The sequence below is a fragment of the Cohnella sp. GCM10012308 genome, assembly GCF_042649185.1.
In the GTDB taxonomy this organism is placed as follows: Bacteria; Bacillota; Bacilli; order Paenibacillales; family Paenibacillaceae; genus Cohnella.
In genome coordinates this window covers 18,045-42,432 of record NZ_JBHRYU010000021.1, presented here as the reverse complement: position 1 = coordinate 42,432, position 24,388 = coordinate 18,045, and the positions used below count along the sequence as shown (strand labels likewise).

At 56.9% G+C, this 24,388-nt stretch carries 22 protein-coding genes; all 22 read left to right on the top strand.

The features are described from left to right. Window positions 1-252 precede the first annotated feature (252 nt). The 22 genes from ACFOTD_RS21150 to ACFOTD_RS21045 all read left to right on the top strand — a co-directional run bounded on the left by ACFOTD_RS21150 (window position 253) and on the right by ACFOTD_RS21045 (window position 24,328). Window positions 253-861: a hypothetical protein gene (locus tag ACFOTD_RS21150; RefSeq protein WP_378121922.1), complete on the top strand. Its 609-nt coding sequence runs from the start codon at window positions 253-255 to the stop codon at window positions 859-861. Beyond that, a complete protein-coding gene (locus tag ACFOTD_RS21145; RefSeq protein WP_378121921.1) occupies window positions 858-1,175 on the top strand; it encodes a lasso peptide biosynthesis PqqD family chaperone in 318 nt (105 codons plus the stop codon). The genes ACFOTD_RS21150 and ACFOTD_RS21145 overlap by 4 nt, the downstream gene beginning before the upstream one ends. Then, window positions 1,162-1,638, top strand: a complete 477-nt coding sequence (locus tag ACFOTD_RS21140) for a lasso peptide biosynthesis B2 protein (protein WP_378121920.1) — start codon at window positions 1,162-1,164, stop codon at window positions 1,636-1,638. The genes ACFOTD_RS21145 and ACFOTD_RS21140 overlap by 14 nt, the downstream gene beginning before the upstream one ends. Continuing rightward, entirely contained in the window at window positions 1,635-2,840 is a 1,206-nt protein-coding gene (locus ACFOTD_RS21135; protein WP_378121919.1) for a nucleotidyltransferase domain-containing protein, read from the top strand. The genes ACFOTD_RS21140 and ACFOTD_RS21135 overlap by 4 nt, the downstream gene beginning before the upstream one ends. After that, a complete protein-coding gene (locus ACFOTD_RS21130) occupies window positions 2,837-4,636 on the top strand; it encodes an ABC transporter ATP-binding protein (protein WP_378121918.1) in 1,800 nt (599 codons plus the stop codon). The genes ACFOTD_RS21135 and ACFOTD_RS21130 overlap by 4 nt, the downstream gene beginning before the upstream one ends. Before the next feature lie 366 nt (window positions 4,637-5,002). Next, the gene (locus ACFOTD_RS21125) at window positions 5,003-5,770 is read left to right on the top strand and encodes a YveK family protein (RefSeq protein WP_378121917.1); all 768 of its coding nucleotides are present in this window, start codon (window positions 5,003-5,005) and stop codon (window positions 5,768-5,770) included. Further along, window positions 5,770-6,420, top strand: coding sequence for a CpsD/CapB family tyrosine-protein kinase (locus ACFOTD_RS21120; RefSeq protein ID WP_378121916.1), 651 nt, complete (start codon window positions 5,770-5,772; stop codon window positions 6,418-6,420). Before ACFOTD_RS21125 ends, ACFOTD_RS21120 begins: the two co-directional genes overlap by 1 nt. A 204-nt stretch (window positions 6,421-6,624) precedes the next feature. After that, on the top strand, window positions 6,625-7,515 hold the full coding sequence (gene galU, locus ACFOTD_RS21115) for a UTP--glucose-1-phosphate uridylyltransferase GalU (protein ID WP_378121915.1): 891 nt from the start codon (window positions 6,625-6,627) through the stop codon (window positions 7,513-7,515). Between the two features lie 9 nt (window positions 7,516-7,524). After that, the gene (locus tag ACFOTD_RS21110) at window positions 7,525-8,220 is read left to right on the top strand and encodes a sugar transferase (protein ID WP_378121914.1); all 696 of its coding nucleotides are present in this window, start codon (window positions 7,525-7,527) and stop codon (window positions 8,218-8,220) included. 30 nt (window positions 8,221-8,250) lie between these two features. Continuing rightward, complete coding sequence (locus tag ACFOTD_RS21105) at window positions 8,251-9,618, top strand: UDP-glucose dehydrogenase family protein (protein ID WP_378121913.1); 1,368 nt, start codon at window positions 8,251-8,253, stop codon at window positions 9,616-9,618. A gap of 40 nt (window positions 9,619-9,658) precedes the next feature. Further along, entirely contained in the window at window positions 9,659-10,729 is a 1,071-nt protein-coding gene (locus tag ACFOTD_RS21100; RefSeq protein WP_378121912.1) for a glycosyltransferase family 4 protein, read from the top strand. A 95-nt stretch (window positions 10,730-10,824) separates the two neighbouring features. After that, the gene (locus ACFOTD_RS21095; protein ID WP_378121911.1) at window positions 10,825-12,222 is read left to right on the top strand and encodes an O-antigen ligase family protein; all 1,398 of its coding nucleotides are present in this window, start codon (window positions 10,825-10,827) and stop codon (window positions 12,220-12,222) included. Further along, window positions 12,219-13,334 (top strand): glycosyltransferase, encoded by a 1,116-nt coding sequence (locus ACFOTD_RS21090; protein WP_378121910.1) that lies wholly within the window; start codon window positions 12,219-12,221, stop codon window positions 13,332-13,334. The genes ACFOTD_RS21095 and ACFOTD_RS21090 overlap by 4 nt, the downstream gene beginning before the upstream one ends. Before the next feature lie 23 nt (window positions 13,335-13,357). Next, window positions 13,358-14,668, top strand: a complete 1,311-nt coding sequence (locus tag ACFOTD_RS21085; protein ID WP_378121909.1) for a lipopolysaccharide biosynthesis protein — start codon at window positions 13,358-13,360, stop codon at window positions 14,666-14,668. A 27-nt stretch (window positions 14,669-14,695) separates the two neighbouring features. Then, window positions 14,696-15,658, top strand: a complete 963-nt coding sequence (locus tag ACFOTD_RS21080) for a glycosyltransferase family 2 protein (protein WP_378121908.1) — start codon at window positions 14,696-14,698, stop codon at window positions 15,656-15,658. Beyond that, window positions 15,655-16,839: a glycosyltransferase family 4 protein gene (locus tag ACFOTD_RS21075; RefSeq protein ID WP_378121907.1), complete on the top strand. Its 1,185-nt coding sequence runs from the start codon at window positions 15,655-15,657 to the stop codon at window positions 16,837-16,839. Before ACFOTD_RS21080 ends, ACFOTD_RS21075 begins: the two co-directional genes overlap by 4 nt. Then, entirely contained in the window at window positions 16,836-18,002 is a 1,167-nt protein-coding gene (locus ACFOTD_RS21070; protein WP_378121906.1) for a glycosyltransferase family 4 protein, read from the top strand. Before ACFOTD_RS21075 ends, ACFOTD_RS21070 begins: the two co-directional genes overlap by 4 nt. Before the next feature lie 6 nt (window positions 18,003-18,008). Then, window positions 18,009-18,689, top strand: coding sequence for a CatB-related O-acetyltransferase (locus ACFOTD_RS21065; RefSeq protein ID WP_378121905.1), 681 nt, complete (start codon window positions 18,009-18,011; stop codon window positions 18,687-18,689). Beyond that, the gene (locus tag ACFOTD_RS21060) at window positions 18,686-19,417 is read left to right on the top strand and encodes a CatB-related O-acetyltransferase (RefSeq protein WP_378121904.1); all 732 of its coding nucleotides are present in this window, start codon (window positions 18,686-18,688) and stop codon (window positions 19,415-19,417) included. Before ACFOTD_RS21065 ends, ACFOTD_RS21060 begins: the two co-directional genes overlap by 4 nt. Further along, window positions 19,414-20,598, top strand: coding sequence for a glycosyltransferase family 4 protein (locus ACFOTD_RS21055; protein WP_378121903.1), 1,185 nt, complete (start codon window positions 19,414-19,416; stop codon window positions 20,596-20,598). Before ACFOTD_RS21060 ends, ACFOTD_RS21055 begins: the two co-directional genes overlap by 4 nt. After that, window positions 20,595-22,958 (top strand): glycosyltransferase family 4 protein, encoded by a 2,364-nt coding sequence (locus tag ACFOTD_RS21050; protein WP_378121902.1) that lies wholly within the window; start codon window positions 20,595-20,597, stop codon window positions 22,956-22,958. Before ACFOTD_RS21055 ends, ACFOTD_RS21050 begins: the two co-directional genes overlap by 4 nt. Then, a complete protein-coding gene (locus ACFOTD_RS21045) occupies window positions 22,955-24,328 on the top strand; it encodes a sugar phosphate nucleotidyltransferase (RefSeq protein ID WP_378121901.1) in 1,374 nt (457 codons plus the stop codon). Before ACFOTD_RS21050 ends, ACFOTD_RS21045 begins: the two co-directional genes overlap by 4 nt. Window positions 24,329-24,388 lie beyond the last annotated feature (60 nt).

Here is a 24,388-nt window from a genome sequence, read left to right as displayed (position 1 = left end):
GCAGGACCGGAAGCAGACGGCGAAGCTGAAAGGATAAGCGTCGGACTGGCCGATTTATCGGAAGCGTGGTCCGCGCTGTCACAGCCAGGCCGCAGCTCGTACGCAGCGCCGGGACGGGTAATGTTTCGAGTGCCCGGTACGGCCATCTATGACATAAGAGATGGCCGGCATATTGCGGTATGCCCCGAGGAGAATGCAGATCAGGACGAGTTGCGCTTATTCATTCTAGGCTCATGCATGGGCGCGGCATTAATGCAGCGAGGGCTGCTGCCGCTTCACGGCAGCGCAGTTGCGATCGACGGGCAGGCGTACGGCATCGTTGGCGATTCGGGCGCAGGGAAGTCGACGTTGGCCGCAGCGTTCCTTCAAGCCGGATTTCCTCTCGTAAGCGATGACGTCATCGCGCTCGATTTTTCCAATGCATATGCAAGACCGCTGGTTATCCCTTCTTATCCGCAGCAGAAATTATGGCAGCAGAGTCTGGACGGCTTCGGCATTTCAAATGAAACGCTTCGTCCTATTTTCAAGCGCGAGACCAAGTTCGCCGTGCCGTTGAAAGCAGGTTATCATGCCCAACCGCTCCCGCTCGCAGGCATCTTCGAACTCGAAAAATCGGATCGAAGCGAGCCGTCTCTTGTACCGGTGGCTAAACTGGATAGGCTGTCTCTCCTGAGACGTCATACGTACCGACAGTTTTGGCTGGATCGGCTGGAATTGACGGATTGGCATTTTCGCATGACAGCCGGAATGGCCGCGCGTATCGACGTTTATAGGCTTGAACGTCCGACCGCCGGCTTTACGGCTCCCGAGTTGGTCAAACGCATGCTTCATATTTTATCGAAGGAAGGTTGGTCGCCGTGACAATTGAAACGACGATTCCTCAAAGCGCTTTTGTTCGCCAGGTCCCGGGCAATATCGTGAGCGATATGGATGGCGAGAAGGTCATGTTGAACGTGCAGCTTGGAAAATATTTTAATCTCGGAGAAATCGGGGGAAGAGTCTGGGAATTGATCGGGACTGCAACGACCGTCGACGTCTTAGTAGATCGCTTGACGGCTGAGTATGCTGTCGATCGGGAGACATGCGAGGATCATATCCGTTTATTCCTGGCACAACTCTCGGAGCAGCAATTAATTACGGTATCGGCCGAGGGAGGGCCGGATGAGCGCGCTTAGATGGGTGACGCGCATCGCTTCCACGGATAGTCAAGACCGCAGCATGTTTCTCGAGGCACTTTTCTACCTCACATGGGCGCGGTTTCTCATCCTCGTCCCCTTCCATAAATACATGCACGTTCTAGGACAATCCATGTCGGAAACCTCGCTTGATACGGATCATGGCAAACGAGAATCGGCCTCCCGCGTATCATCAGCCATTCGCAGAGCCGGAAGGCTGACTCCGCTTGATACGAGATGTTTGGTGCGCGCGATCGCGGCGATGAAGATGCTTAAACGAAGAGGAATCGAGAGTACGTTGTATTTAGGTACGGCAAAGGATAAAGACGGGCGCATGATTGCTCATGCCTGGCTGCGGAGCGGAAACCTATACGTGACTGGAGCCAAAGAGATGCGGGGGTTCACAGTCGTCGGCAAATTTGCGCGACATATCAATCCAGCGGAACATGAGGGATCGCAATGACAGCAATCGTTAGAGAAGAACATTCCGGATTCTTTTGCGACGAGATGGCGCTATTGCAAGACCTGTTGCGCCGGAACGCGGAGGAAGCGTCGATGGATACCGATCCATTCTCGGCAGTGGATTGGTCCTGCTTTTTGAAGCTCGCCAAAAACCATCGGGTATATCCCGTACTGTCGGCATACCTCAACAAAAAAACGACTGAAATTCCCGATTATGTGAAGGCTGAGTTAAATGCGGAAAGCCGGTACAACCGATTAAAAATGCTTTCGCTGGCTGCAGAGATGAGCAGAGTCTCGGCGCATCTGGCATCGGGCAATATTCGCTCTCTTGTGCTTAAAGGTCCGTTGCTGGCGCAGGATCTGTATGGAGATCTCTCGAAAAGAACGTCCAAGGATATCGACATCCTCATTCCAGCGGCAAAGCTTGACGAAGCAAGATCTCTATTGGCGGAGTTGGGATACGAATGCGAGAAAGAGCAGCTGCCGAACGTACTGAACGGCTGGAAATGGAGACATCACCACATTTCCTTTACTCATCCCTCGCATTCGCTGCAAATCGAGGTGCATTGGCGTCTCGCGCCGGGTCCGGGAAGAGAACCCGATTTTGACGATTTGTGGTCGCGCAGGCGCGAGCATTCGTTCGGTAACGGAATTGTCGCCTATCTCGGTCGGGAGGACCAATTTTTGTATCTGGTTCATCATGGCGCGCGTCACGGCTGGTTCCGGCTTCGCTGGCTCTGCGACATAGACGTCCTGGCCCGACGCGAGCTCGACTGGTCCTCTTGCGCGCAGCTTGCTGTCAGATACCGGACGGAACACTTGGTCGGGCAGGCGCTTATACTTGCATCCCAATGGTTTCATACGCCTGTTCCCAGGGAACTGGAGGGTTTTACAAGCTTAAAGCAAGCAAGCGCGAGAATTCCGCAAGTACTCACGTTTATCCGGGATTCGCTGGAGGACGCGCCGCCGGAGCGCGTTCGGGCATACGAGCGGTATTTGTTTGCCATTAAACCGCGGAGGCAGAAGCTTCTTTACTTACTCAGCCTGCTCTATCCCTATCCGATGGACGCTAAAACGCTCCCGCTGCCTACAACCTTCCACTTTTTATATTTTCCGTTGCGCCCTTTGCTATGGATATGGAGAAAGCTGGACAGAGCAGGCAAACCTTCTCTCGTCAAAGGCGGTGAATCCAAACTCCTATGAGATCCGCTCTGTTTTTTTTGGCGCAGCTGCGTTCATTTGCGGGGCGAGGGCTGTATGGGAACGTGTTGGGCATGATCGCGGTCAGCATGTTGGAGGGAATCGGGTTAATATTACTCATACCGATGCTTGGCATGGGCGGCATCTCTGGCATTGACGCAGCTTCGTCGCCGATATCGGCCTGGCTCGCTCCGATCAGCGGCCTTCCCTCCGCATGGCAGCTTCCGGTCGTGCTCGGCTTGTTCGTTTTTATCGTGCTTACGCAAGCGCTGCTCAAGCAAAGGGTCTCCCTGCAAAATGCCAGAATGAACCAGAAATTTGAATTTCGGCTTCGCAGCGATACTTATCGCGGCATTTTGCAGGCAAACTGGGAGTATTTCATCCGCACGCGCAAATCCGATCTCATCAATGCCCTTACCGGAGAGCTGGCTCGCGTAAACGGAGGAATCACGCTATCGCTTCAGTTGCTTGCCTCCGTCATTTTTACCGTTATCCAAGTCGGACTGGCGTTTTGGCTGTCGCCGCTAATTACGTTGATCGTGTTGATTTGCGGTACCGTTTTGGCTTTCTTTATGCGACGTACGCTCCGTAAAGCGAAAAAACTCGGCAACCGTTCATCGGATCTGGCAAGACAGTACTTGGCCGGCATTTCCGATCAGCTTAACGGAATCAGGGAGATCAAGACCAATGCGCTGGAACGATCGCGACTTTCCTGGCTAGAGTCGATCAGCGCCGAAATTCACGACGAGCAATATGAATTTTTAAAGCTTAGAAGCCAATCCCAATCCGCCTACCAAGCTGTCTCCGCCATTTTAATCGCGCTTTTTCTTTTCGTATTCGTTCATATGCTCCATACCCGGCTCGAACAATTGATTCTAATCGTGCTTATCTTCTCTCGTCTATGGCCGCGATTTACGGGCATTCAGTCCAATCTCGAACAGATCGCTTCCTATTTGCCGTCTTTACGGTCCGTCTTGGGGATTCAATCCGATTGCAGGGCAGCTGCCGAGTTGACTTTCGTTGACGGAGAGAAGCAGGAGGGCATTGCGATCCGTCATGCGCTGGCGTGTCGGTCCGTTTATTATCGGTACGATGTCACGCGGCCGAACTACGCCCTGCGCAATATAGACCTGTCGATTCCCGCTTTGGGAATGACGGCCGTCGTAGGCCGGTCGGGCGCAGGCAAGAGCACGCTCATCGATCTGCTCATGGGATTGACCGCGCCGGAACAGGGAAGTATCGACATCGACGGTATTCCGTTAACCTCGGAGCGATTGCATGCGTTCCGGCAGTCGGTCGGATACGTTCCCCAGGATCCGTTTCTTTTTAATGATACGATCCGCAACAATCTCTTGCTCGTAAAGCACGACGCTTCGGAAGACGAGCTTTGGGAGTCCCTGGCATTTTCCGCTTCCGCAGATTTTGTACGCAAGCTTCCGCAAGGGCTGGATACGTTTATAGGAGACCGTGGCGTGCGCTTGTCCGGGGGCGAGAGACAGAGACTGGTACTAGCCAGAGCGATACTTCGGAAGCCTTCCATTCTTATTTTGGATGAAGCGACAAGCGCGCTGGATTCGGAAAACGAGTTGAAAATCCAGGAGGCGCTGGAAAAGCTGAGAGGCCGTATGACGCTTGTCGTCATTGCCCACCGCTTATCCACGATAAGAGGAGCGAATCAAGTTATCGTTTTGGATCAAGGCGAAGTCGTTCAGTCCGGTTCGTTTTCCGAGCTGGCGGCCGAGAAAAGGGGACTATTCGGCAGTCTTTTAGAAAACCAAGCCTTGGCTGCTTCAGGTTAACCCCGCGCGTATATGCAGAGCTGCTCTTAAATGAAAAAAAACGGATCGACGGAACAATGCGAGGCTATTCGCTTGTTCCGTTTTTCTCGTTTTTGAAGCCGAGACAGGCACCGCTTTTCGACAAACGCTAGCGCTAACCAAACTGTATCGGTGGAAGCGCTTAATCGACAATTGCAGTTATAGCACTGTTTTTTTGCCGTAAAACCGTTTGGACGAAGCCGACAAAACTCCAAAAATCATTTGACAGGATACAAATTGTATCATAAACTAATGCTGTCCTAGGATACGAAATGTATCCTTTGTTTAAATCACATCGTCCGATCGAATTTTCTGTATCACCACATTAATGCTTAGGGGCGGATAAACATGGATCTGGAATTCAAGAAGTACATGACGGCAATCAAGAAGCGCTTCTGGGTCATTGTTCTTGCGGTGTTGGTAGCCTGCGCCTCCGCTTTCTTTTATTCGAGAAGCATGGAGTCCGATTATTATGCGGCCAGCACCAAGCTGATCGTGAACAAAACCTCTCAGGTGCTTGGCGGCGAACAAATGGATCTCAATGCAATCGGCGTGAGCATGCAGCTCATGGGAACCTACGCGCAAATCATTTTATCTCCGGCCATCATGGATAAAGTCGTCGAGCAATATCCCGACCTGGGTCTGACCTCGAACAGGCTCATGGGCATGGTATCCGTCCGGCCTCTCGGCGAGACGCAGGTCATGGTCATCGCTGCCCGCGATACGAGCTACGCCCGGGCTGCCGAGGCCGTAAACGCCGTGACGGACGTGTTCCAGGCGGAAATTCCCAAGATCATGAAGGTAGACAATGTTACGGTGCTGACTAAGGCGAAAGAAAACGAGCCCACCGCCCCCACCGGCCAAAACCTTACTAAAAATATCACGATTGCTTTTCTTGTCGCGTTCACGCTAGCGACCGGCGTTATCGTTCTTCTGGAATATCTGGATACGACAATCAAGTCGGAAGAGGAAATCTGGCAGCTTTTCGGCGTGCAAACTTTTGCGGTCGTTCCCCGCATGAGAACGAGAGATTTTCGCCGGAAAGTCAAAAAAGCAGAGGGTACCGAGCGGCCGGTTCATGCCACGGCAACGATTAGAACGGAGGGCAAAGCCTAATGACCACCCCCGCATTAAAATCCGCGACCATTATGGATAGCAACCCCTTTTCTCCAGTTTCGGAAACTTACCACACCTTAAGGGCCAACATTGAATTTCTGTCAAACAAAAATCCGATCGAAGCGATCACGGTCACCTCGACCGAATGGGGCGAAGGCCGGACGACAACGGCGGTCAATCTGGCGCTGGCTTACTCGAGATCCGGCAAAAAGGTGCTTTTGATCGATGCGGATTTGAGAAGGCCTACGCTGCATGCGATTCTCGGGCAGCTTCGCAGAGACGGGCTAAGCAATTACCTGGCCAATCAACAGACGCTTCAAGATATCGTAAAAGAATCCGGCTATTCGAATCTTCATGTGATTACGGCAGGCGACCAATTGCCGGGGCCGACCGAGCTGCTGTCCTCGGGCAGGCTCGCAGAGCTGTTCGATGAACTAAAAGGCCGCTACGACCGCGTCATCGTGGATGCTTCGCCTTTGACGGCCGCAGCCGACGCACAGATCGTGGCTGCATCTACAGACGGCGTCGTGCTTGTCGTCGCATACGCGAGCACGAAGCGGGCCGAGCTCCAGAAGACCGCGAAGACGCTTTCCCAGAACGGAACGCCATTGCTCGGGATCGTGCTAAATAAGGCTGCACGCAACGGATAAGAAACAAATAAAAATCGATGCGCCGTATCGACGGGCGCAAGGTAATGTCTACCGGACCTTTATCACCGTAGGCACTCGGCCATGCTGTGGGTGAATTGTCACCTTAGGCGTGCATCGTCAAGGGTGTGGCGTGAGGAGGGGTTAGATGCCCTGATTTCTTTTTCTATTGAATTCCGAAAGACTGACCGGAGGTGACGCAGTTTTATGAGCAAAGTCCGCAAAGCGATTATTCCGGCGGCAGGGCTCGGAACCAGATTCCTGCCCGCTACTAAAGCTATGCCGAAGGAGATGCTTCCGATCATCGATAAGCCTACGATTCAATATATCGTAGAAGAAGCGGTGGAATCGGGCATCGAAGATATCATTATCGTGACGGGCAAGGGCAAACGGTCGATCGAAGATCATTTTGATCACGCCTTTGAACTGGAGAGCAACCTGGCTGAAAAGGGCAAGCTCAAGCTGCTGGAAGAAGTTCGGCGCTCTTCCAAGGTCGAGATTCACTATATCCGGCAAAAGGAACCGAAAGGTCTGGGCCACGCGGTTTGGTGCGCGCGCCGGTTTATCGGAGACGAACCTTTTGCCGTTCTGCTCGGCGACGATATCGTCCGATCCGAGGTGCCTTGCTTGAAACAGCTCATTCAACAATACGAGCATACGGAATCGCCGATAATCGGCGTGCAGCCGGTACCTGACCATGAGACGCAACGCTACGGGATTATCGATCCCGCAAGTAAGGACGGCCCTATGTACAAAGTAGCCGATTTCGTAGAAAAGCCGGCTCTCGGCAAGGCCCCTTCCAATCTGGCGATCATGGGGCGATACGTTCTTACGCCCGAGATCTTCAAATTTCTCGAGCTGCAGGAAGAAGGCGTGGGCGGAGAGATTCAACTGACCGATGCGATCTCCAAACTCAATGCGGTCAGGCAAGCGTATGCCTACCATTTCTCGGGAAGGCGATACGATGTCGGCGAAAAGCTGGGTTTTATCTTGACGACGATTGACTTCGCCCTGCAGAACGAGGAGCTTCGTAAACCGTTGCTGGAAGTCATGGAGAATCTCATGCAGTCCGCATATACGACTGGCGCGATCAGTTAAGGGGGATCCATGGCAAAATCTTCGAAGGAGATGGAGATGGCATACGCCGGCGTGCCTTATCATTCAACCGGGCTCGCGAGGAGCGCCCCGAGATCGCACCGGTTTTATGATCGCTCCAAAAGAATGCTTGATATCCTGATGGCGTCTATGGGATTGCTCCTGCTAAGTCCTCTGATGGTCATCGTGGCCGTCATGATCAAAATGGACGATCCCCGAGGAGGCGTCTTTTTTCGGCAGGTGCGCGTCGGAAAGTGGGGGCAAGAGTTCACGATGTACAAGTTCCGGTCGATGGCAGTGGATGCGGAACAAAGGCTGGAACAACTGCTGCAGCTTAACGAGATCCAGGGCAAAATGTTCAAAATGAAAAACGATCCGAGAATTACGAGAATCGGCCGATTGCTGCGAAAGACGAGTCTTGACGAACTGCCCCAGCTCTGGAACGTGCTGACGGGAGAGATGAGCCTCGTCGGTCCAAGGCCTTCGCTGCCGAGAGAAGTCGAGCAGTATACGATCGCGGAGCGGGAAAGGCTCCATGTCATTCCGGGCTGCACGGGATTATGGCAGGTCAGTGGGAGAAGCCGCCTGAGCTTCGAGCAGATGGTAGCACTGGACTTATATTACATCCGTCACCGGAACCTGCGCATGGATATCGGATTGATATTCCGTACGTTCAAGGTCATGATTCTGAAAAGCGATGCGTATTGAGAGAACGCATGGAGACTCCGGAGGTTAACGATGAGGGTCACGGTTATCGGCACGGGTTACGTTGGACTTACGACGGGTATTTGCTTGGCCTATATCGGGCATGAGGTCGCATGTGCGGATACGAACGAAAGCAAGACTCAACAATTGCGGAACGGTAATATTCCGATCTATGAATTCGGATTGCCGGAGATGCTTGAAGCTTGCGGGGAGAGAATTCGCTTTACTACGGAATGCCGGGAAGCTGCCCGAACCGCCGATATCGTCATCCTGGCCGTCGGTACGCCGGCCAAGGCGGAAGGCGCTCCGGAGCTTGCTTACCTTTATGCGGCAATGGAAACGGTGCTGGACGGCATCGCCGAGAAGTCGACCCCGACGCTTATCGTCAATAAAAGCACGGTTCCAGTCGGCACCGGCGACAAGCTGGCGGCGATGGCAGCGTCCCGGGGAATCTCGCAATTCGTTGACGTCGCCTCGAATCCGGAATTTCTCCGCCAGGGCAGCGCAATGTCGGATACGCTCTATCCGGAACGAATCGTCGCCGGCGGCTCTCCGCAGGCTCAAGCCATATTAAAAGAGCTGTACGGCCCGCTCCTCAGGCAAGATTTTTCTCCTCCCGCTCTAGCTCCCAGGCCGCCAGGCCTCGAGACTGTTCCCTTTTACGCCGTGGATCTGAAAAGCGCCGAGCTCGGCAAGTATGCGGCTAACGCCTTTCTGGCCATGAAGATCAGCTTTATTAACGAGATGGCCAACCTCTGCGACCGCGTTGGAGCGGACGTTTCGGAGATCGCCGATATACTGGGATCGGACTCTCGCATCGGCAAGGCGTTTTTGCAAGCGGGAATCGGTTACGGCGGAAGTTGTTTTCCGAAGGATACCAAGGCACTGCATCATATTGCTGGCACGAGCGGATACGATTTTAAGCTGTTATCCTCCGTGATCGAGGTGAATCGGTTCCAAAAATACGTGCTCGTCGGAAAGCTTCGCAGCGCGTTAGGCGCGCTTGGCGGACGGAAGGTGACGATTTTGGGGTTAACCTTCAAGCCTGAGACGGACGATATGCGCGAAGCGCCCAGCCTGCCCATTATCGAAGCGCTGCTTGCCGAGGGCGCATGCGTTACGGCGCACGATCCGGTCGGCCTGAATGCGGCAAAGAACTTGCTGCCGGCTGTGGTTACGACAACGACGAACCTGGACGAAGCTCTTCAGAACGCAGATGCGGCGGTGCTCGTTACCGAATGGCCGATCTATCTGAATTATGGAGGACGTACATATCGCGAACGGATGAAGCAGCCGATATTCGTGGACGGCCGCAACGCTTTGCCGGTCTCCGACAGAAGCTGGCTTGACTATTACGGGGTGGGGATGCGTGCGTTGCCGTCAGCGGCACTCTCGATATGAACGGCAAGGAAGAAGAAGGCTGCCGGAAAGGATGAGGATTGTGGGCACGACAAGTAAGGCGATCGCGGTGATTGCCTATGAGCTTCCGTCCGACCGGGAGCGAACGGGAGGCGTAAGCCATTTTAACCATCGCTTGTGCAACCGTTTAAGCGAGATGGGGCATCGCGTTACCGCCTACTCGGTGAGAACGGCCGAAGAGGTGGAGAATGCCGCGTACCGGATCGTGACCGTAGCGGAGAACGCTACCCGGGGGAGAATGCGACGTTATTATACGGCTCCGTTATTAGGAAGGAAGTTGTCGTTCGACGATTACGACCTCGTGCTTTCTAGCGGCGACGATTGGGCCATGAGAAGGTCCGGGGCGCCATGGATAAGGATCATGCACGGCAGCGCCTGGCGAGAGATGACGCACAACAAACGCGCGATTCGAAAAGCCAATTTGCTGCTGCAATTCGCGCTCGAACAAGTCTCGGCCGCCCGTTCAACCGTCACGTTGTTTAATTCGGGGGACACCCGCAGGTTATATCCGAAAAGAGAAGCCGATCGGGTCGTGCATCTTCCCATCGATACGAAGCGCTTTTCACCCGGTCCTAAAAACGGTGCGCCAACGCTCATGTTCGTCGGAGGACTCGATAGCCGCAAGCGAGGGAGATGGCTGCTCGAGCTGTTCAAAGAGCGCATCCGGCCCTCGATTCCGACGGCGCAGCTGTGGATGGTTTGCGAGCCGGCCGAGGAGATTCCAGGCGTCACTTATTTTCGAATGGTATCGCAGGAGCAACTGGCAGAGTTGTATAGACAGGCGCATGTTTTTTGCATGCCGTCGACTTACGAGGGTTTCGGCATCCCTTATCTGGAAGCGATGGCAAGCGGCACGCTGGTCGTGACGACCCCGAATCCGGGGGCTCTCGAGCTTTTGGCCGGCGGGGAGTACGGGCGCATCGTAGAAGACGGCGCTTTGGCGGATGCGTTAATCGAATCGCTGCATACGTCCGTCGGTCATGGGCGTTGGACGGCCCCGGCTCTCAGGTGGGCAAGAAATCACGACTGGTCCGTGCTGGTTGACGAGTTTTTACATGAGGGCGCGGGGCCGATCGGGGCTAATACGCGATAAATGAGGGATAACGGTTGAGAGCGACGGACGTTGCAAGCATACGAACGAAGCAAAAAAATGCGTGGCTGCCGATTGTTCAAAAAGCTGCGATGCTAATGATGGGTTTAGGCGTCTCCGCTTGGATCGGCAAGACGGTCATTTTGCGGCCAGAGTGGTTGCTGCAGGCTTCGATCCTGATCATGATCCTTATCCCTGGTTTTATTCTCGCGGCGACGAACTCGTCCAAATTGATATCGTACGTAATCTTGGTCTGGTTAGTCGGGCCGGAAATACGCAGATTGATGGATTGGGCGATTCTGGGGTCTTATTCCACGCTGACATTGCTGAGCCTGTCCCCCGTACTAGCGACTTCGCTGCTGGCATTGCCGCTGCTCCGTAGAGATCGGAAGCCGTCCAAAGTAGAGCTCCGTGCGCTCAAGGCTTACATGCTTCCCTTTATCTATGCGGGCGCAATCGGCGTGCTTCTTAACAAGCTGGCCGGTTTTTACGGCGTGCTTAATTATTTCGCGCCCCTTTTTCTCTTTTTCTACATGATGCTGCGCAAGTCGGACGACAGAGAGCGCGCAGCCTGGATTCGGTTTTATGTCACGATGGGCTCGCTGCTCTCCATTTATGCCTGGTTTCAATATATTTCATTGCCGGCTTGGGACAAAATGTGGATCGAAGGGGCCAAGATGGTATCACTGGGCCCTGCCGAGCCGTTAAAGTTCAAAGCGTTCTCCACGCTGAACGCCAATGGAGCCCTCTCCATTTTCCTCGTTTCCGCGATCATGCCCGCGATCATCAATCGCAAATGGCGCGGTCCGTTCGGCTGGGCCGGTATCTTGTTAATGATCTCCGCGCTTTCTATCACGCTCGTGAGGGCGTCTTGGATCGTTCTGGTCATCGAGATCGTTCTTTATGTGCTCCTTGCTTCCGGCGCCAGCAGACTTCGGATGATCAGCATCGTGGGCGTGCTCGTCGTTGCGGGGTTTCTCGTGTTTCCGCACCTTCCGGGCGGAGAAGCGCTGTCCGACCGGCTATCGACGATGGGCAATTTAAAAGAGGATGCTTCCGCGAATGCCCGACTGCTCATCGTATTGAATACGATACCCGATCTGCTCTCTCATCCGCTCGGGAGCGGACTTGGAGGCATCGGCAGAAGCACGCTGCTTAACGGAGGTTCGACCGATTTTGCCAGCCTTGCTTCCGTCGATAACGGATATCTGGGCATTTTTGCTACTTTCGGCTTATTAGGCGGATTGCTTGTGTTCAGAGCGATGTACCTTCAAGGAAGGCTTATCCATGGCAGCGGCACGGGACCTCTTCGAACATTGGGATTAATTACGCTTTTCGGGCTGCTCGCCAGCTTCTTTTTTGGAGGAGAGCTTGCGACCTTGCAGGCCGTAATCTTTTGGTTGTTCACGGGACTGGCACTTGGCAGAACCCAGGATCGGAGTGCCGTTCCAACGACGGAAGCTTTGCATTTGAAGCAGGAAAGGATGACTGTATGAGCGCGATTCCAATTGTCGTCGTCAATCATGTCGCAGCGCTTGGCGGCGCTGAACGCGTGCTGATGAATTGGCTTGAACGCGTGGACAAAGAGCGGTTCCGGCCGGAGATCGTGCTGCTGGACGAGGGGCCAATGGCCGCGCAGGTAAGCGAATTAGGTTTCGACGTACACGTCGTTCCCTCCGGACGTATCAGACAGCCTTTGAGATTTGCGAGAGCGGTAGGCGCGATTCGTCGAATAATACGGCATTCGCAGGCGCGCTTAGTCGTGAGCTGGTCGCCCAAGCCGCACTTTTACGGGGGGACGGCCGCCTGGTTCGAGAGAGTTCCGGCCATTTGGTGGCAGCATGGCGTGCCTGCCGGCGGGCTGTTCGATAAGTCGGTGAGCTGGCTGCCGGCCAAAGCCGTCGTATGCCCATCGTCAGTCATCTCCGAAGCCCAGCGCAAGGTGTGGGCGGCAAGGCAAACCATCGTGCAGCCTCCGGGAATTCCGATCGCAAACTACGAGCTGGACAACGAAGTAAGGCGTTCGGTTCGCGCATCGTTTGGATGGGCCGACACGACCACGGTGTTTTCGTTTATCGGCCGACTTCAAAGATGGAAACGGACCGATATGGTGATTCGATCTTTTCATGACGCACTGAAGGGAAAGGACGCGCGGCTTCTGATCGTAGGCGGTGCGTTATTTGGCGTCGACACCGACTTTGAGGATGAGTTGAAACGGATGGTAACGGCAGCCGGGCTGTCCGATCAGGTCAGTTTTGTCGGACATCAGAGCAGGATCGAGCCCTATTTGTGGGCGAGCGACGTAGTGGTCAGCAGCTCCATTTCCGAACCTTTCGGCATGGTTGTCGTCGAGGCAATGGCTGCAGGCCGGATCGTATTGGCCGTTGACAGCGGCGGGCCGGCCGAGATCGTCCGGAGCGGCGTTAACGGCATCCTGTACGACGGCAGCGCGGACGACTTGAGCCGTTGGATGGCCCGGATCGTCGCCAGCCGCGATTCATACGAGAAGATCGGCACAGAGGCAGCGAGCCGAGCGAGGGAAAAATATGCATCACAGGTGATGAGCGAACGGTTCGGCGACTTTCTCGCGCAGTCGCTGACATCGTAAAGGCAGGTAGAGAGGGGAATATCATGAAGCGCCTGTTCATATCCAGTTTCATGCTTAATATCGCGGTTATGGCGCTCAACATCGTTACAGGCATCATGATGGCAAGGTGGCTGGGCCCGTATTCCAGGGGAGAATTCGCCGCAGCTACCCGCTGGGCGATGCTGCTCATCGGATTGTTCGCGGTAGGTTTGCCCGGTGCCATGATCTACTTAGGCAAGCAGTATCAAGGACGCCAACGGGAGCTGCTCGGCGCCTACTTGGTGCTCGGCCTCGGATTTGGCGCGTTCGGATTGATCGTCGGCGAGCTTGCGCTGCCATTATTGCTGGGCGACGAATCGGGCGAAGTGCTGACATACGCCCGCATAGCCATGTTATGCCTGCCATTCGCCGTTTTGACCGACGGATTGATCGGAGCGCTGCAGAGCCGCAATCAATTTAAAAAAGTGCTGATCCTTCGCGTTCTCAGTCCGCTTGGACAAATCGCGGTCATCGGAGGGCTGGAGGCGTCCGGTCGCTTAACGGTAGGCGGGCTGATCTGGTTCAATACGGTGCTGTGGGGAGGGCTTACCTTTGTATTGACCATGATCTGGGTCGTCCGCGCGATCCGCCCCACGCTGCACAACTTCCGTACGCAGGCCAAGGATCTTACGACGAACGGCGTCAAGATATTCGGAGGTTCCATCGTTGCCATTTTCGGGGGAAACTTTGATCAGCTCGTACTTTCGCTTGCATTGTCCCCTTACTCGCTTGGTTTGTATGCAGTAGCTTCGAGCATAGGCGGCTTGTTGCCTTCGATTGTATTCGGCGCGCTTGGCGTATTTTTGTGGCCCAAGCTGATGGATCTGAACGAGGAACAGCGCCAGCGCAAGGTGGAGAGTATCCACGCTCTTTTGTTTTACGGCAGTTTGGCGGTTACCGCCGCCGGCGCCGCTCTTCTTCCCTTTGCGCTGCCGCTGCTCTACGGACGAGAGTACGAGCCTGCCGTTTGGATGGGACTTTTATTGCTCGCAGGATCTCCGCTGCGAATATGCAGCGCGGTATTAATCAACTATTTGAACACGATCGGCAAGTTTCATGCCGTGACGCTGTCCGAGATCGTCAGTTTATCCTCGGGATTTGCGATCATGCTGGCGCTGCTGTCCGTCTCGGGCGGGATGTCGGCGGCTATTGCCATGCTTGCTGCATCTGCAATCAAATGGATTTACGCGGCGATAGTCGCTTGCAGATCCGGTTTGTCTTTGACGGATTTGTTCAAGTCGGACATACGCATGCTGGACTGGAGAAGGATCAAAGCCATGCGGAGGCCCGCCGTGAATTCCGGTTCCGAAGGTTGATTTTTATAAAAAGTTGGAGGGTTCGGGATGTCGCATGTAACCGTCATTGTTCCCTCGTATAGGCGTCCGGACGATCTGGCCCGTTGCCTGGAGGGGCTTAATCGTCAGCTGTATTCAAATTATGATGTTGCGATTGTCGTTAGGGACAGCGACGAGAAGACGAAGGAACTGGCCCGGCACTGGCATGCTGCCCCTTCCGGTTACGGGAAGTCGGTAATCGAGGTTTCGGAAACGGGCGTGCTTGCGGCGATGAAGGCGGGGACGAGGAAAGCCTGCGGAAGCATTGTCGCTTTTACGGACGACGATGCTGTACCGCGTCCGGACTGGCTGGCAAATCTGGTTCGGCACTATGCGGATCCGCGAGTCGGCGGGGCGGGCGGCAGAGACGTTCAGCCTGGCATTCCGGCAAAGCCGGGATGCGGCGTCGGCATCGTCACCTGGTACGGGAAGCTGATCGGCAATCACCATATCGGCGATGGTCCCGCTCGCGAAGCGGACGTTCTCAAGGGCGTGAATATGTCCTTTCGCAAGGAACTAGCCGTTTTTCCTCATGACCTGCACGGTACAGGCGCACAAGCGCATTTCGAGGTCCATATGTGCCTCAGAGCGAGGCGGCTTGGCTTCAAGCTTATTTATGACGCGTCGGCCGTCGTAGACCACTATCCTGCACCCCGGTTCGATGAGGATCAGCGTGGCAAGGCCGTTCCGGAGGCTGCCGCCAATGCCGCCTACAATCTTCAGCTCGGTATTTTGAGATGGGGCGGTTCGTTTCGTGCGGCTTCTCGTCTCGTTTATGCGGCGTTAATAGGAGACAGAGCGTCGCCGGGTTTAGGTCGGCTTGCGATCGCGTGGGTTCGCGGAGAACGCATCGTCGTTTCGTCTTTCGTACCGGGTCAGCGAGGGCATTGGCAAGGATTGAAGCGATGGGTGTCCGGTGCCAATGGAGCTCGGATCGGATCAGCGAATGCGGGGATGGGTGAGCGGGAATGAACATTTTGCAGATCGCGGATCACTTCGGCCCCGCCGGCGGGCTGGAACGATTCATTTACGAATTCACGAAACGCCTGAACGAACGCAAGATTACGACAAAACTCGTCGTGATGGAATTGGATTCGCGGCACGACTGGGGAGAAGAGCGCATCGATGTCAGCGAGCTCTCGGACGACCGGGAGGCATGGGGGGCATTGGCTACCCGCTTTCGGCCCGATATGATCGTCTGGCACGCAGGACCGGAAACGGCCGGAATCGTCGAGCTGTTGTCGGCGTATGCGCCTGTCGCCGCGACTGTTCATCGCCCGCTTTGTCCTTCGGGGGCCCGGCTTTTCCGCGATGCCGACGAGATTTGCCTTCGTCCGACAGGCGCGGGCTGCTTGTTCAGGTGGTATGCGCGCAAATGCGGTACCGACATTTCGCCGCTTGAGGCGCTGCGGGCATTGAAACGGAGCGGAGGATTGATCGGGGCATTGCGCGGCTGCGACCGCGTGTATGCAGTCAGTCGCTCGACCAGCGATTTTTTAGCGCTGGAAGGGATCGATCCCGAGCGGCTGAGAGTGATCGACAATTCCTTCGGAGACAACGACATGACGGTTTATCCTCCGTTGCAGAGACGGCAAGTCAAGGAAGAACTGGAATTGTTGTATGTCGGGAGGATTAACTATACCAAGGGCGTGCAGTACCTTTTGCGTGCAGTTCGGCGGCTATTGGATAACGGCCATCGCGTGCGGGCGACGATCGTAGGGGACGGCTGGTTTACCGACAAGATGAGAGCTCTCGCCCTTGAACTGGGCTTGCGCAGAGAGATCGTTTTCACGGGGCATGTGAGCGGCTCGGCCATCGACGCTTATTACGACAAGGCGGATATGCTGGTCGTGCCGTCCGTCTGGCCTGAACCGGCGGGACTTGTCGTCCCTGAGGCCAGGCGCAGAGGCAAGCCGGTCGTCGTATTTGACGCGGGCGGCTTACCGGAATGGCAAGCATACATGGACGGCGTATTTACGGCAAAGCACGCAGATGTAGAGGACTTGGCCGAAACGATCTTAGAAGCTTCAGCGGATGACTTTTCCAAGGAAAACGCGATTCCGATTCATACGGACGCGGACAAGCGCACGAATCTGATCGAGGACTTGGTGGCGATGAGCCTCGCCCTAGGAAAGGAGGCAGCCGTAAAATGATACTACCGATCTATGCCGGAAGCTCGTCCGGATTCGGCGAAGGCGGATTGGGCGGGCATCTCAGTTTTATACAAAAAGCGGCTCATGCTGCCGGGCGCCCCATCCAAATCTTATGCCGGGAGCAAACGGAGAAGCTTCCCCCGGAACGCTGTCATGCGATTCCTGCGCCTTCCTGGACGCGGGCGATGAAATATTCGCCGATCCGGTGGTCTCCGGCGATACAGTCGAGCCTGATCGGACGTCAATTCGACGCCAGAGCCGCGGAGCGTCTGCCGGAACGGCCGATCGTCTACCATTGCTTTCCCGGATTCGCTGAAGAATCTTTCGAAAAGGTGAAGCGCTGGGGAGGCGTCACCGTACTGGAGGCTGCTACGACGCATGCGGACCATGTCTACGAGGTGACCGAAGCCGAGCATAGGAAATATCGTATGGGCGGATCGCCTTTCTCCCGTCAGTGGCTTCGCCGGGTTCGGCGAGAATACGAGCTTGCGGATTTCATTACGATTGCATCGGCTCTTCAACGGGATAGCTTTATCAGCCGCGGCGTGTCTGCCGAAAGGCTGCTCTATGCGCCTCTTGGCATCGATACCGCCAGATTTACGGGGCCCTCGCCCGAAGTCCGGCGCAGGGCGAACGGTTCGAAGTTCCGTATCGTACAAGTGGGACAGATCACGCTGCGAAAAGGATTTATTTACCTGCTCGAAGCCGTTCGTCTCCTGAACGACCCCGAGATCGAAGTCGTGCTGATCGGGGGGATCGGTTGGCGGGCCATACGGGAAACGATCGAGCATTACAAACGAACCGGCGTAGCGATTCGCCATGCGAGCGGCGATCCGCTGCCGGCGCTTCGGGAAGCGCATCTATACGTACACGCATCCGTAGAGGACGGCTTCGGCCTGGCGCCGCTTGAAGCGATGTCTTCCGGATTGCCTGCCGTCGTGACGAACCAGACGGGTATGCAAGATCTTATCGAAGACGGCAGAGACGGTCTCGTCGTGCCGAGCAAAGACCCTCGGCGTCTTGCCGACGCGATCGCGCTGCTAAAGAACGACGAGGCAAGACGGCTCGCAATGGGCGAGGCTGCGGCCCGCAAAGCGCGAAATTACGATGCAGGCGCCGCGGCCAGGCGTTACGCAAGCGCGCTGCGTCCGGCGTGGGGGTGAACGGCCATGCTGACGCGCTCGTTTAAAATCTTGCTTGCCGCGAACATGCAACGACTGCTTCGTTTTATTCAATATTGGTCCGTACAGCGTAGCGGTCCCGACGCCGATCTTACGGTTACCATCGAGAGCGGCAGCAGAATTCATCCGGACGTGAAGATCGGACGCCACACGTATATTGGGCATCACGTTCATGCCGATTCCGGCACGATCGGCGCATTCTGCTCGATTTCTTGGAACGTGACCATCGGAGCGGATGAACATCCGCTTTCAGGCGTCTCCAGACATCCTTTTTGGTACGCGCCGGATCATCGCGGCCTTGCCGCAAGCGAGCGCAGATGGTCTCAGTCCAAACCGGCGCCTGTCATCGGCAACGATGTATGGATCGGCGCAGGGGCGACGATATTGCGCGGCGCAGTCATTGAAGACGGTGCAGTCGTGGCCGCAGGCGCGCTTGTGACCGGTCACGTACCTGCTTATTCCGTCGTAGGCGGGGTGCCGGCCAGAGTTATCCGAGCCTTATTCGACGACACGACCGCGAAAGCGCTTCGTGAACTGCGATGGTGGGAATGGGATACGGCCAAGCTGCAGCGGATGGCTCCTTACTTCGGCGATCCGGCTGTTCTCCTTCACCAATGCAGGCAAGCATTGGGCGACACGGTGGAAAAGCTGGGGGATCAGGCCATATGAACGATAATCCCGGCGGACTCCATAGACTGAAAAAACGTTTGGCGTTAACTTTAAACGCTTTTCTTCAATATTGGAACGCGCAGTCCGTTCAGAATCAGCCGCTCATTCACGAGACGGCTTATATTTTGCCGCCAGCGAAGATAAGTCCGAGTGTATCTATCGGGCGTTACAGTTACGTCCGCGGCGGAGCTTTGATCGACGCAGGCAGCATCGGCGCTTTTTGCTCGATTGGGCCGAACGTGCTGATCGGCGGCGACGATCATCCGTTGGATGCGGTGTCCACGCATCCTTTTTGGTATTGCGAGGATGGCTTGACCCTGTCTCGCGAAGCGGCAGCCGAGCCTGGTTGGATACAACCCAAGCCGGCGCCCGTTATCGGGAACGATGTCTGGATTGGCGCCGGCGCGCAGGTGCTGCGGGGAGCGGTCGTCGAAGACGGCGCCGTCATCGGGGCAGGCGCTATTGTCACCGGTCGTGTACCTGCGTATGCAATCGTGGTCGGCGTACCTGCCAAAGTCGTGCGATATCGCTTTGGCACCGAGCAAAGAGAAGGACTGCTGCGGAGCCGCTGGTGGGAAAAAGAAGCGGATGAGATTGCGCGTATCCGGCATTTGTTCGCGGATCCTCAAGCGTTCCTGGGGTGGCTAACCGATGGGGAAAAGCGCTGCGAAAATGATTCAAGGTGTCCGGATCAAGCGGAGGCTGCCGAAAAGGGGGAAGCGGTATGAATATTTTAACGACGGGCATGGGCTGGATCGATCACAAGCCCGGCGGGTTAAACCGGTATTTTGCGGATTATTCGAAAGCGATGACGGAAGCGGGGCACGAGCTGCGGGCGCTCGTCACCGCGGACGGAGATCGGCGAACGGCACCGGCATACGTCGAGGCCGTCCCCGGCAGCGGCGACGGAACGGGAACGTGGGATCGTATGCGGGCGTTCCGAAGGGCGGTCGGCGGAGGCGCCGGATCCTGGATCCCGGAGGTTTACAACCCTCATTTTGCGTTGTATGCATCGCTCGTTAATAGAGGCAGGCTGCCTCGGGACATTCCGATTGTTACGCATTTTCACGGCCCCTGGGCCGAGGAATCGATGGTGGAGGACAAGGGGGCATCGACGGCTCGATTGCTCCGTTATCGCATGAAAAAATCAGTTGAAAGCTTGGCTTATCGGCGTTCGGATCAATTTATCGTGCTAAGCCGGCACTTTGCCGAGATTTTAACGCGAGATTACGGCATTCCTGAAGAACGAATCGTACGGATTCCCGGAGCTGTGGACACGTCACGTTTCCGGCCGGCCGAAAGCGTCAGCCGGGTTCGCGAGGAACTCGGAATCGGAGAGGGCCGGCGCGTGCTCTTCTGCGTGCGCAGGCTAGTCAGACGGATGGGGATCGATAGGCTCATTCAGGCGATGGCGACGCTATCCGAGGAGCATCCTGAAGCCGTCCTCGTTATCGCGGGAGACGGTTCGATGCGGAGCGAGCTGGAGGCGTTGTCCGCCAAGCTTGGGTTAGCGGGAAAAGTCATATTTACGGGGCGCTTGTCCAACGAATTGTTAGTGAAGTGGTTTCAAGCCGCCGATTGCAGCGTCGTGCCGACCGTTACGCTGGAAGGCTTCGGTCTGGTGACTGTAGAGTCTCTCGCTTGCGGCACGCCCGTGCTGGGTACGCCGAACGGAGGCACGCGGGAAATTCTGGAGCCCTTCGATCCTTCTCTGCTTTTTGAAGACGAGTCGGCTGAGGCGATGAGCAAGACGATCAAAAGCTGGCTTGCCGGCGAAGCCTGCTTGCCGAGCCGCGAGTCTTGCCGGAAGCATGTCCTGGAGCGCTATACATGGTCCGAAGTTGCAGGACGGGTAACCGAAGTTTTTGAAGCTGTATCAGAATCGCGCAGGGGGAGGTCTGCTCGGTGAAGGTCGGATACTATAACCACACGGCCGATGTGAGCGGCGCTGAGATCAGTTTGTTATCCATGGCAACTCACCTTCGCGAAGCGGAGCCACTCCTGCTCTGCCCGTCCGGCGAGCTGGCAGACCGAGCGCGGGCCGCCGGGCTTCAACACGTCGCAGTGCCGGGGTACCGCGCTCGAATGACCCGCAATCCGCTCAGACTGGCCCGCCACTTGCTGGGCATGGCAGCGGAAGGCCGGCAGATCGCCCGGATCGTGCGGGAACAAGGAATCGATATCGTGCATGCGAATTCGATACGCGGAGGTCTGACAGTGTCCCTGTTCGCGCGCCTGCGGGGCGTCCCGGTCATTTGGCATATCCGGGATCACATGCCGGGCGGTCTGATCGGGAGGCTCGTCAAGACGGTCGCGGCACGCAAGGCGAGCTCGCTCGTGTGTATCTCCGAAGCCGTGAAGAAGGGGACGGCCAAGCTGGCGGACAATCTTACGCCGGTGATTCTGGACGGATTGGAGGCCAGAGTGGAGGCCAGAGTGGGAGAACTGACAACCGTCATCCACAACGGCGTCCCCCTTGATAGCGAGGACGACGCCGAACGCGCCGCGGACCGCGTCCGGATCCGGCACGAGCTCGGCGCATCGCCAGGGACGGTCGTCGTCACGATCGTCGGCCAGATCGCGCCTTGGAAACGGCAGGAGGACGCGATCGAAGCGATCAAGCTGTTATTGGCGCGAGGCCTGAACGTCCAGCTATGGATCGTCGGCGAGCCGAAGTTCCGCGAGGAAAACTTGGCGTACGCGGAACGGCTGAAGACGATGGCCGCCGCATCGGACCTGGCGGGCCGTGTCGTATTCACCGGATTCAGAAGCGATATCAAGGAGATCTGCCGGGCGGCGGATCTCCTTGTCTTATGTTCGGACAACGAGCCCTTCGGCCGCGTGCTGATCGAAGCGATGGGAGAAGGAATACCGGTCGTGGGCACGCGGGCGGGCGGCGTTCTCGAGATCGTGACGGAAGGCGAGACCGGGATGCTCTACGATATCGGCGACGTTCCGGCGCTGGCCGACGGTATCGGCGCCCTCGCGACCGACACGGCGCGCAGGCACCGGATGGGACGTGCTGCCTTCGCCCGAATTCGGGAGAACTTCGGCATCGCCTCCACAGTCGCCAAGGTGGAGGCGCTCTATCGCGAGCTTCGGCCCGTCCGGAGCCCCGGACCGCGGGTAGCGATCGTTCACGACTACCTGAACCAGATGGGCGGCGCGGAACGCGTCGTCTCCTCGCTGCTGCGCATGTATCCGGACGCCCCCGTTTTTACGACGATCGCGGACAGATCGAGGCTGCCCGCGGATCTGCGAGCGGCGGATATCCGGACGACGTGGATGCAGCGCATACCGGGCATCAACAAGCGCTTCAAGCTGTTTTTCTGGCTGTATCCGCTCGCGGTGCGGTCGATGGACCTGAGCGGCTACGATCTGATCGTCAGCTCGAGCAGCGCCTATGCCAAAGGGGTGCGCGTGCCCGAAGGCGCCGTGCACTTGTGCTATTGCCATACGCCGATGCGATTCGCCTGGGACTTCGAGAATTACGTGAAGGACATGGAGCTGTCCGCGCCGGTGAAGAAGCTGTCGGGTCTTATGATTGCCCCGCTGCGCCGCTGGGATGCGGCCAACACCGCCGGGGTGGATGAACTGATCGCCAACTCGAGCATCGTGCAGGAGCGGATTCGCGAGCACTACGGCAGGCCGGCGACGATTATTCATCCGCCGGTCGACACGGGGCGGTTCGGTCATGGAGGCGCGGAGGAGCGCGCGGCCGGCGACTATTATCTCGTCGTCTCCCGGCTCGTCTCCTACAAGCGGATCGACGTGGCCGTCGAGGCCTGTTCCTTGCTCGGAGAGCGGCTGATCGTCGTCGGCGACGGCCCGGACCGCGAGCGGCTGGCGCGGCTGGCGGGACCGAACGTCTCTTTCCGCGGACGGCTGCCGGACCGCGAAGTCGAGCGCCTCATGCGGGGCTGCCGCGCGCTTCTTTTTCCGGGCGTAGAGGATTTCGGCATTACGCCGCTTGAGGTTAACGCATGCGGAAGGCCGGTTATCGCCTACAGGGAAGGCGGCGCGCAGGACACGATCCGTCAGGGCCTGAACGGCTTGTTTTTCGATAAGCAGACGCGCGAATCGCTCGCGAGGACGCTGCTTGGATTCCAGTCTTGGACATGGGACTCGGCGCGCATCCGCGCTTATGCGGCGGGCTTCGGCGAGGAACGGTTCGAGCGCGAGATCCGGGCTGCCGTCTCCGCGGCGTTGTCCGCCAGAGAGCAGCCGGCGGCAAGTCCGGCAGGACAAAGAAAGGAAGCGGTCGTATGAAGCTGGTTTTACTGTCTGGAGGATCGGGCAAGCGGTTGTGGCCGCTCTCCAACGAGACCCGGTCCAAGCAGTTTTTGAAGGTGCTCGAGCGCGAGGACGGCACGATGGAATCGATGGTTCAGCGCGTATGGCGCCAGCTCGGCGCTTCGGGTCTAGCTGGGGACGCCTATATCGCGACCGGCAGCAACCAGGCCGAGATGATCCGCTCGCAGCTCGGAGAAGTGCCGATGGTGCTCGAGCCGAATCGCCGGGATACGTTTCCGGCGATCGCGCTGGCCGCCGTTTACCTGTACGCGATCGAAGGCGTCTCGCTGCAGGAGACGGTCGCCGTGCTTCCGGTCGATCCGTACGTCGAGGATCGCTTTTTTGACCGCGTCGCGGAGCTGGACGGCGTGCTCCAAGCGTCCGGAGCGCCTCTCGCGTTAATGGGCGTGAAGCCGCTGCATCCGTCCGAGAAATACGGCTACATCGTTCCAAAGCCCGCGAACGCCGGAGCTTCGTCTGACTGGCAGCTCGTCGGGAGGTTCACGGAAAAGCCGTCCGAGGTAGAAGCCAAGCGGCTGATCGCGGAGGGGGCGCTGTGGAACTGCGGCGTATTCGCCTTCCGCCTCGGCATGCTGATCGATCTGCTGATCGAAAAGCAGCTGCCCATCAACTACGAAGAGCTGGTCCGCAGCTACGAAAAGATGCCGAAGATCAGCTTCGATTACGAGGTCGTCGAGCAAGCCGACACGATCGCGGTCTCGGAGTACGACGGCTACTGGAAGGATCTCGGGACATGGAACACGCTCACAGAAGAGATCAAGACGGGCGTCATCGGCAACGGGACGAAGTGCGAGGAATCGGCGGGCTCGCATATCGTCAACGAACTGGGGCTGCCTATCGTGCTGCTCGGGCTGCAGAACGTAATCGTATCCGCCAGTCCGGACGGCATATTGGTGGCCGACAAGCAAAAAAGCCCCAAGGTGAAAGAAATGGTCGGGAGCAGGGACGACGAGCCGATGTTCGAGGAACGCTTGTGGGGCTCCTACCGGGTGCTCGATTGCAGCGTATCCGGGGCGGACAAGCTCACGAAGGTCGGCTTGATCCAGATGCATGCCGGCAAGCAGCTGCCGTACCATGCGCATCGGCTTCGCAGCGAGACATGGACGGTCGCCTCGGGCGAAGGCGAGCTGCTGATGGACGGCATCTGGCGTAAAATGCGGGCGGGCGATGTCGTACATATCCCCGCGGCTGTCAAGCACGGCATACTCGCGTTGACGGATATGTCGCTGGTCGAGGTGCAGATCGGGGCGGACCTGTCCGCCGACGATGTCAGGGAGACGGCCTGGGACGGGAAGGACCGGGCATCTATCGGCGGAGGGGAGTGATATCCGATTGGCAAGAACAAGTTCGTCAAATGGGGCTTGCAATATAACGGCGGTACGTAC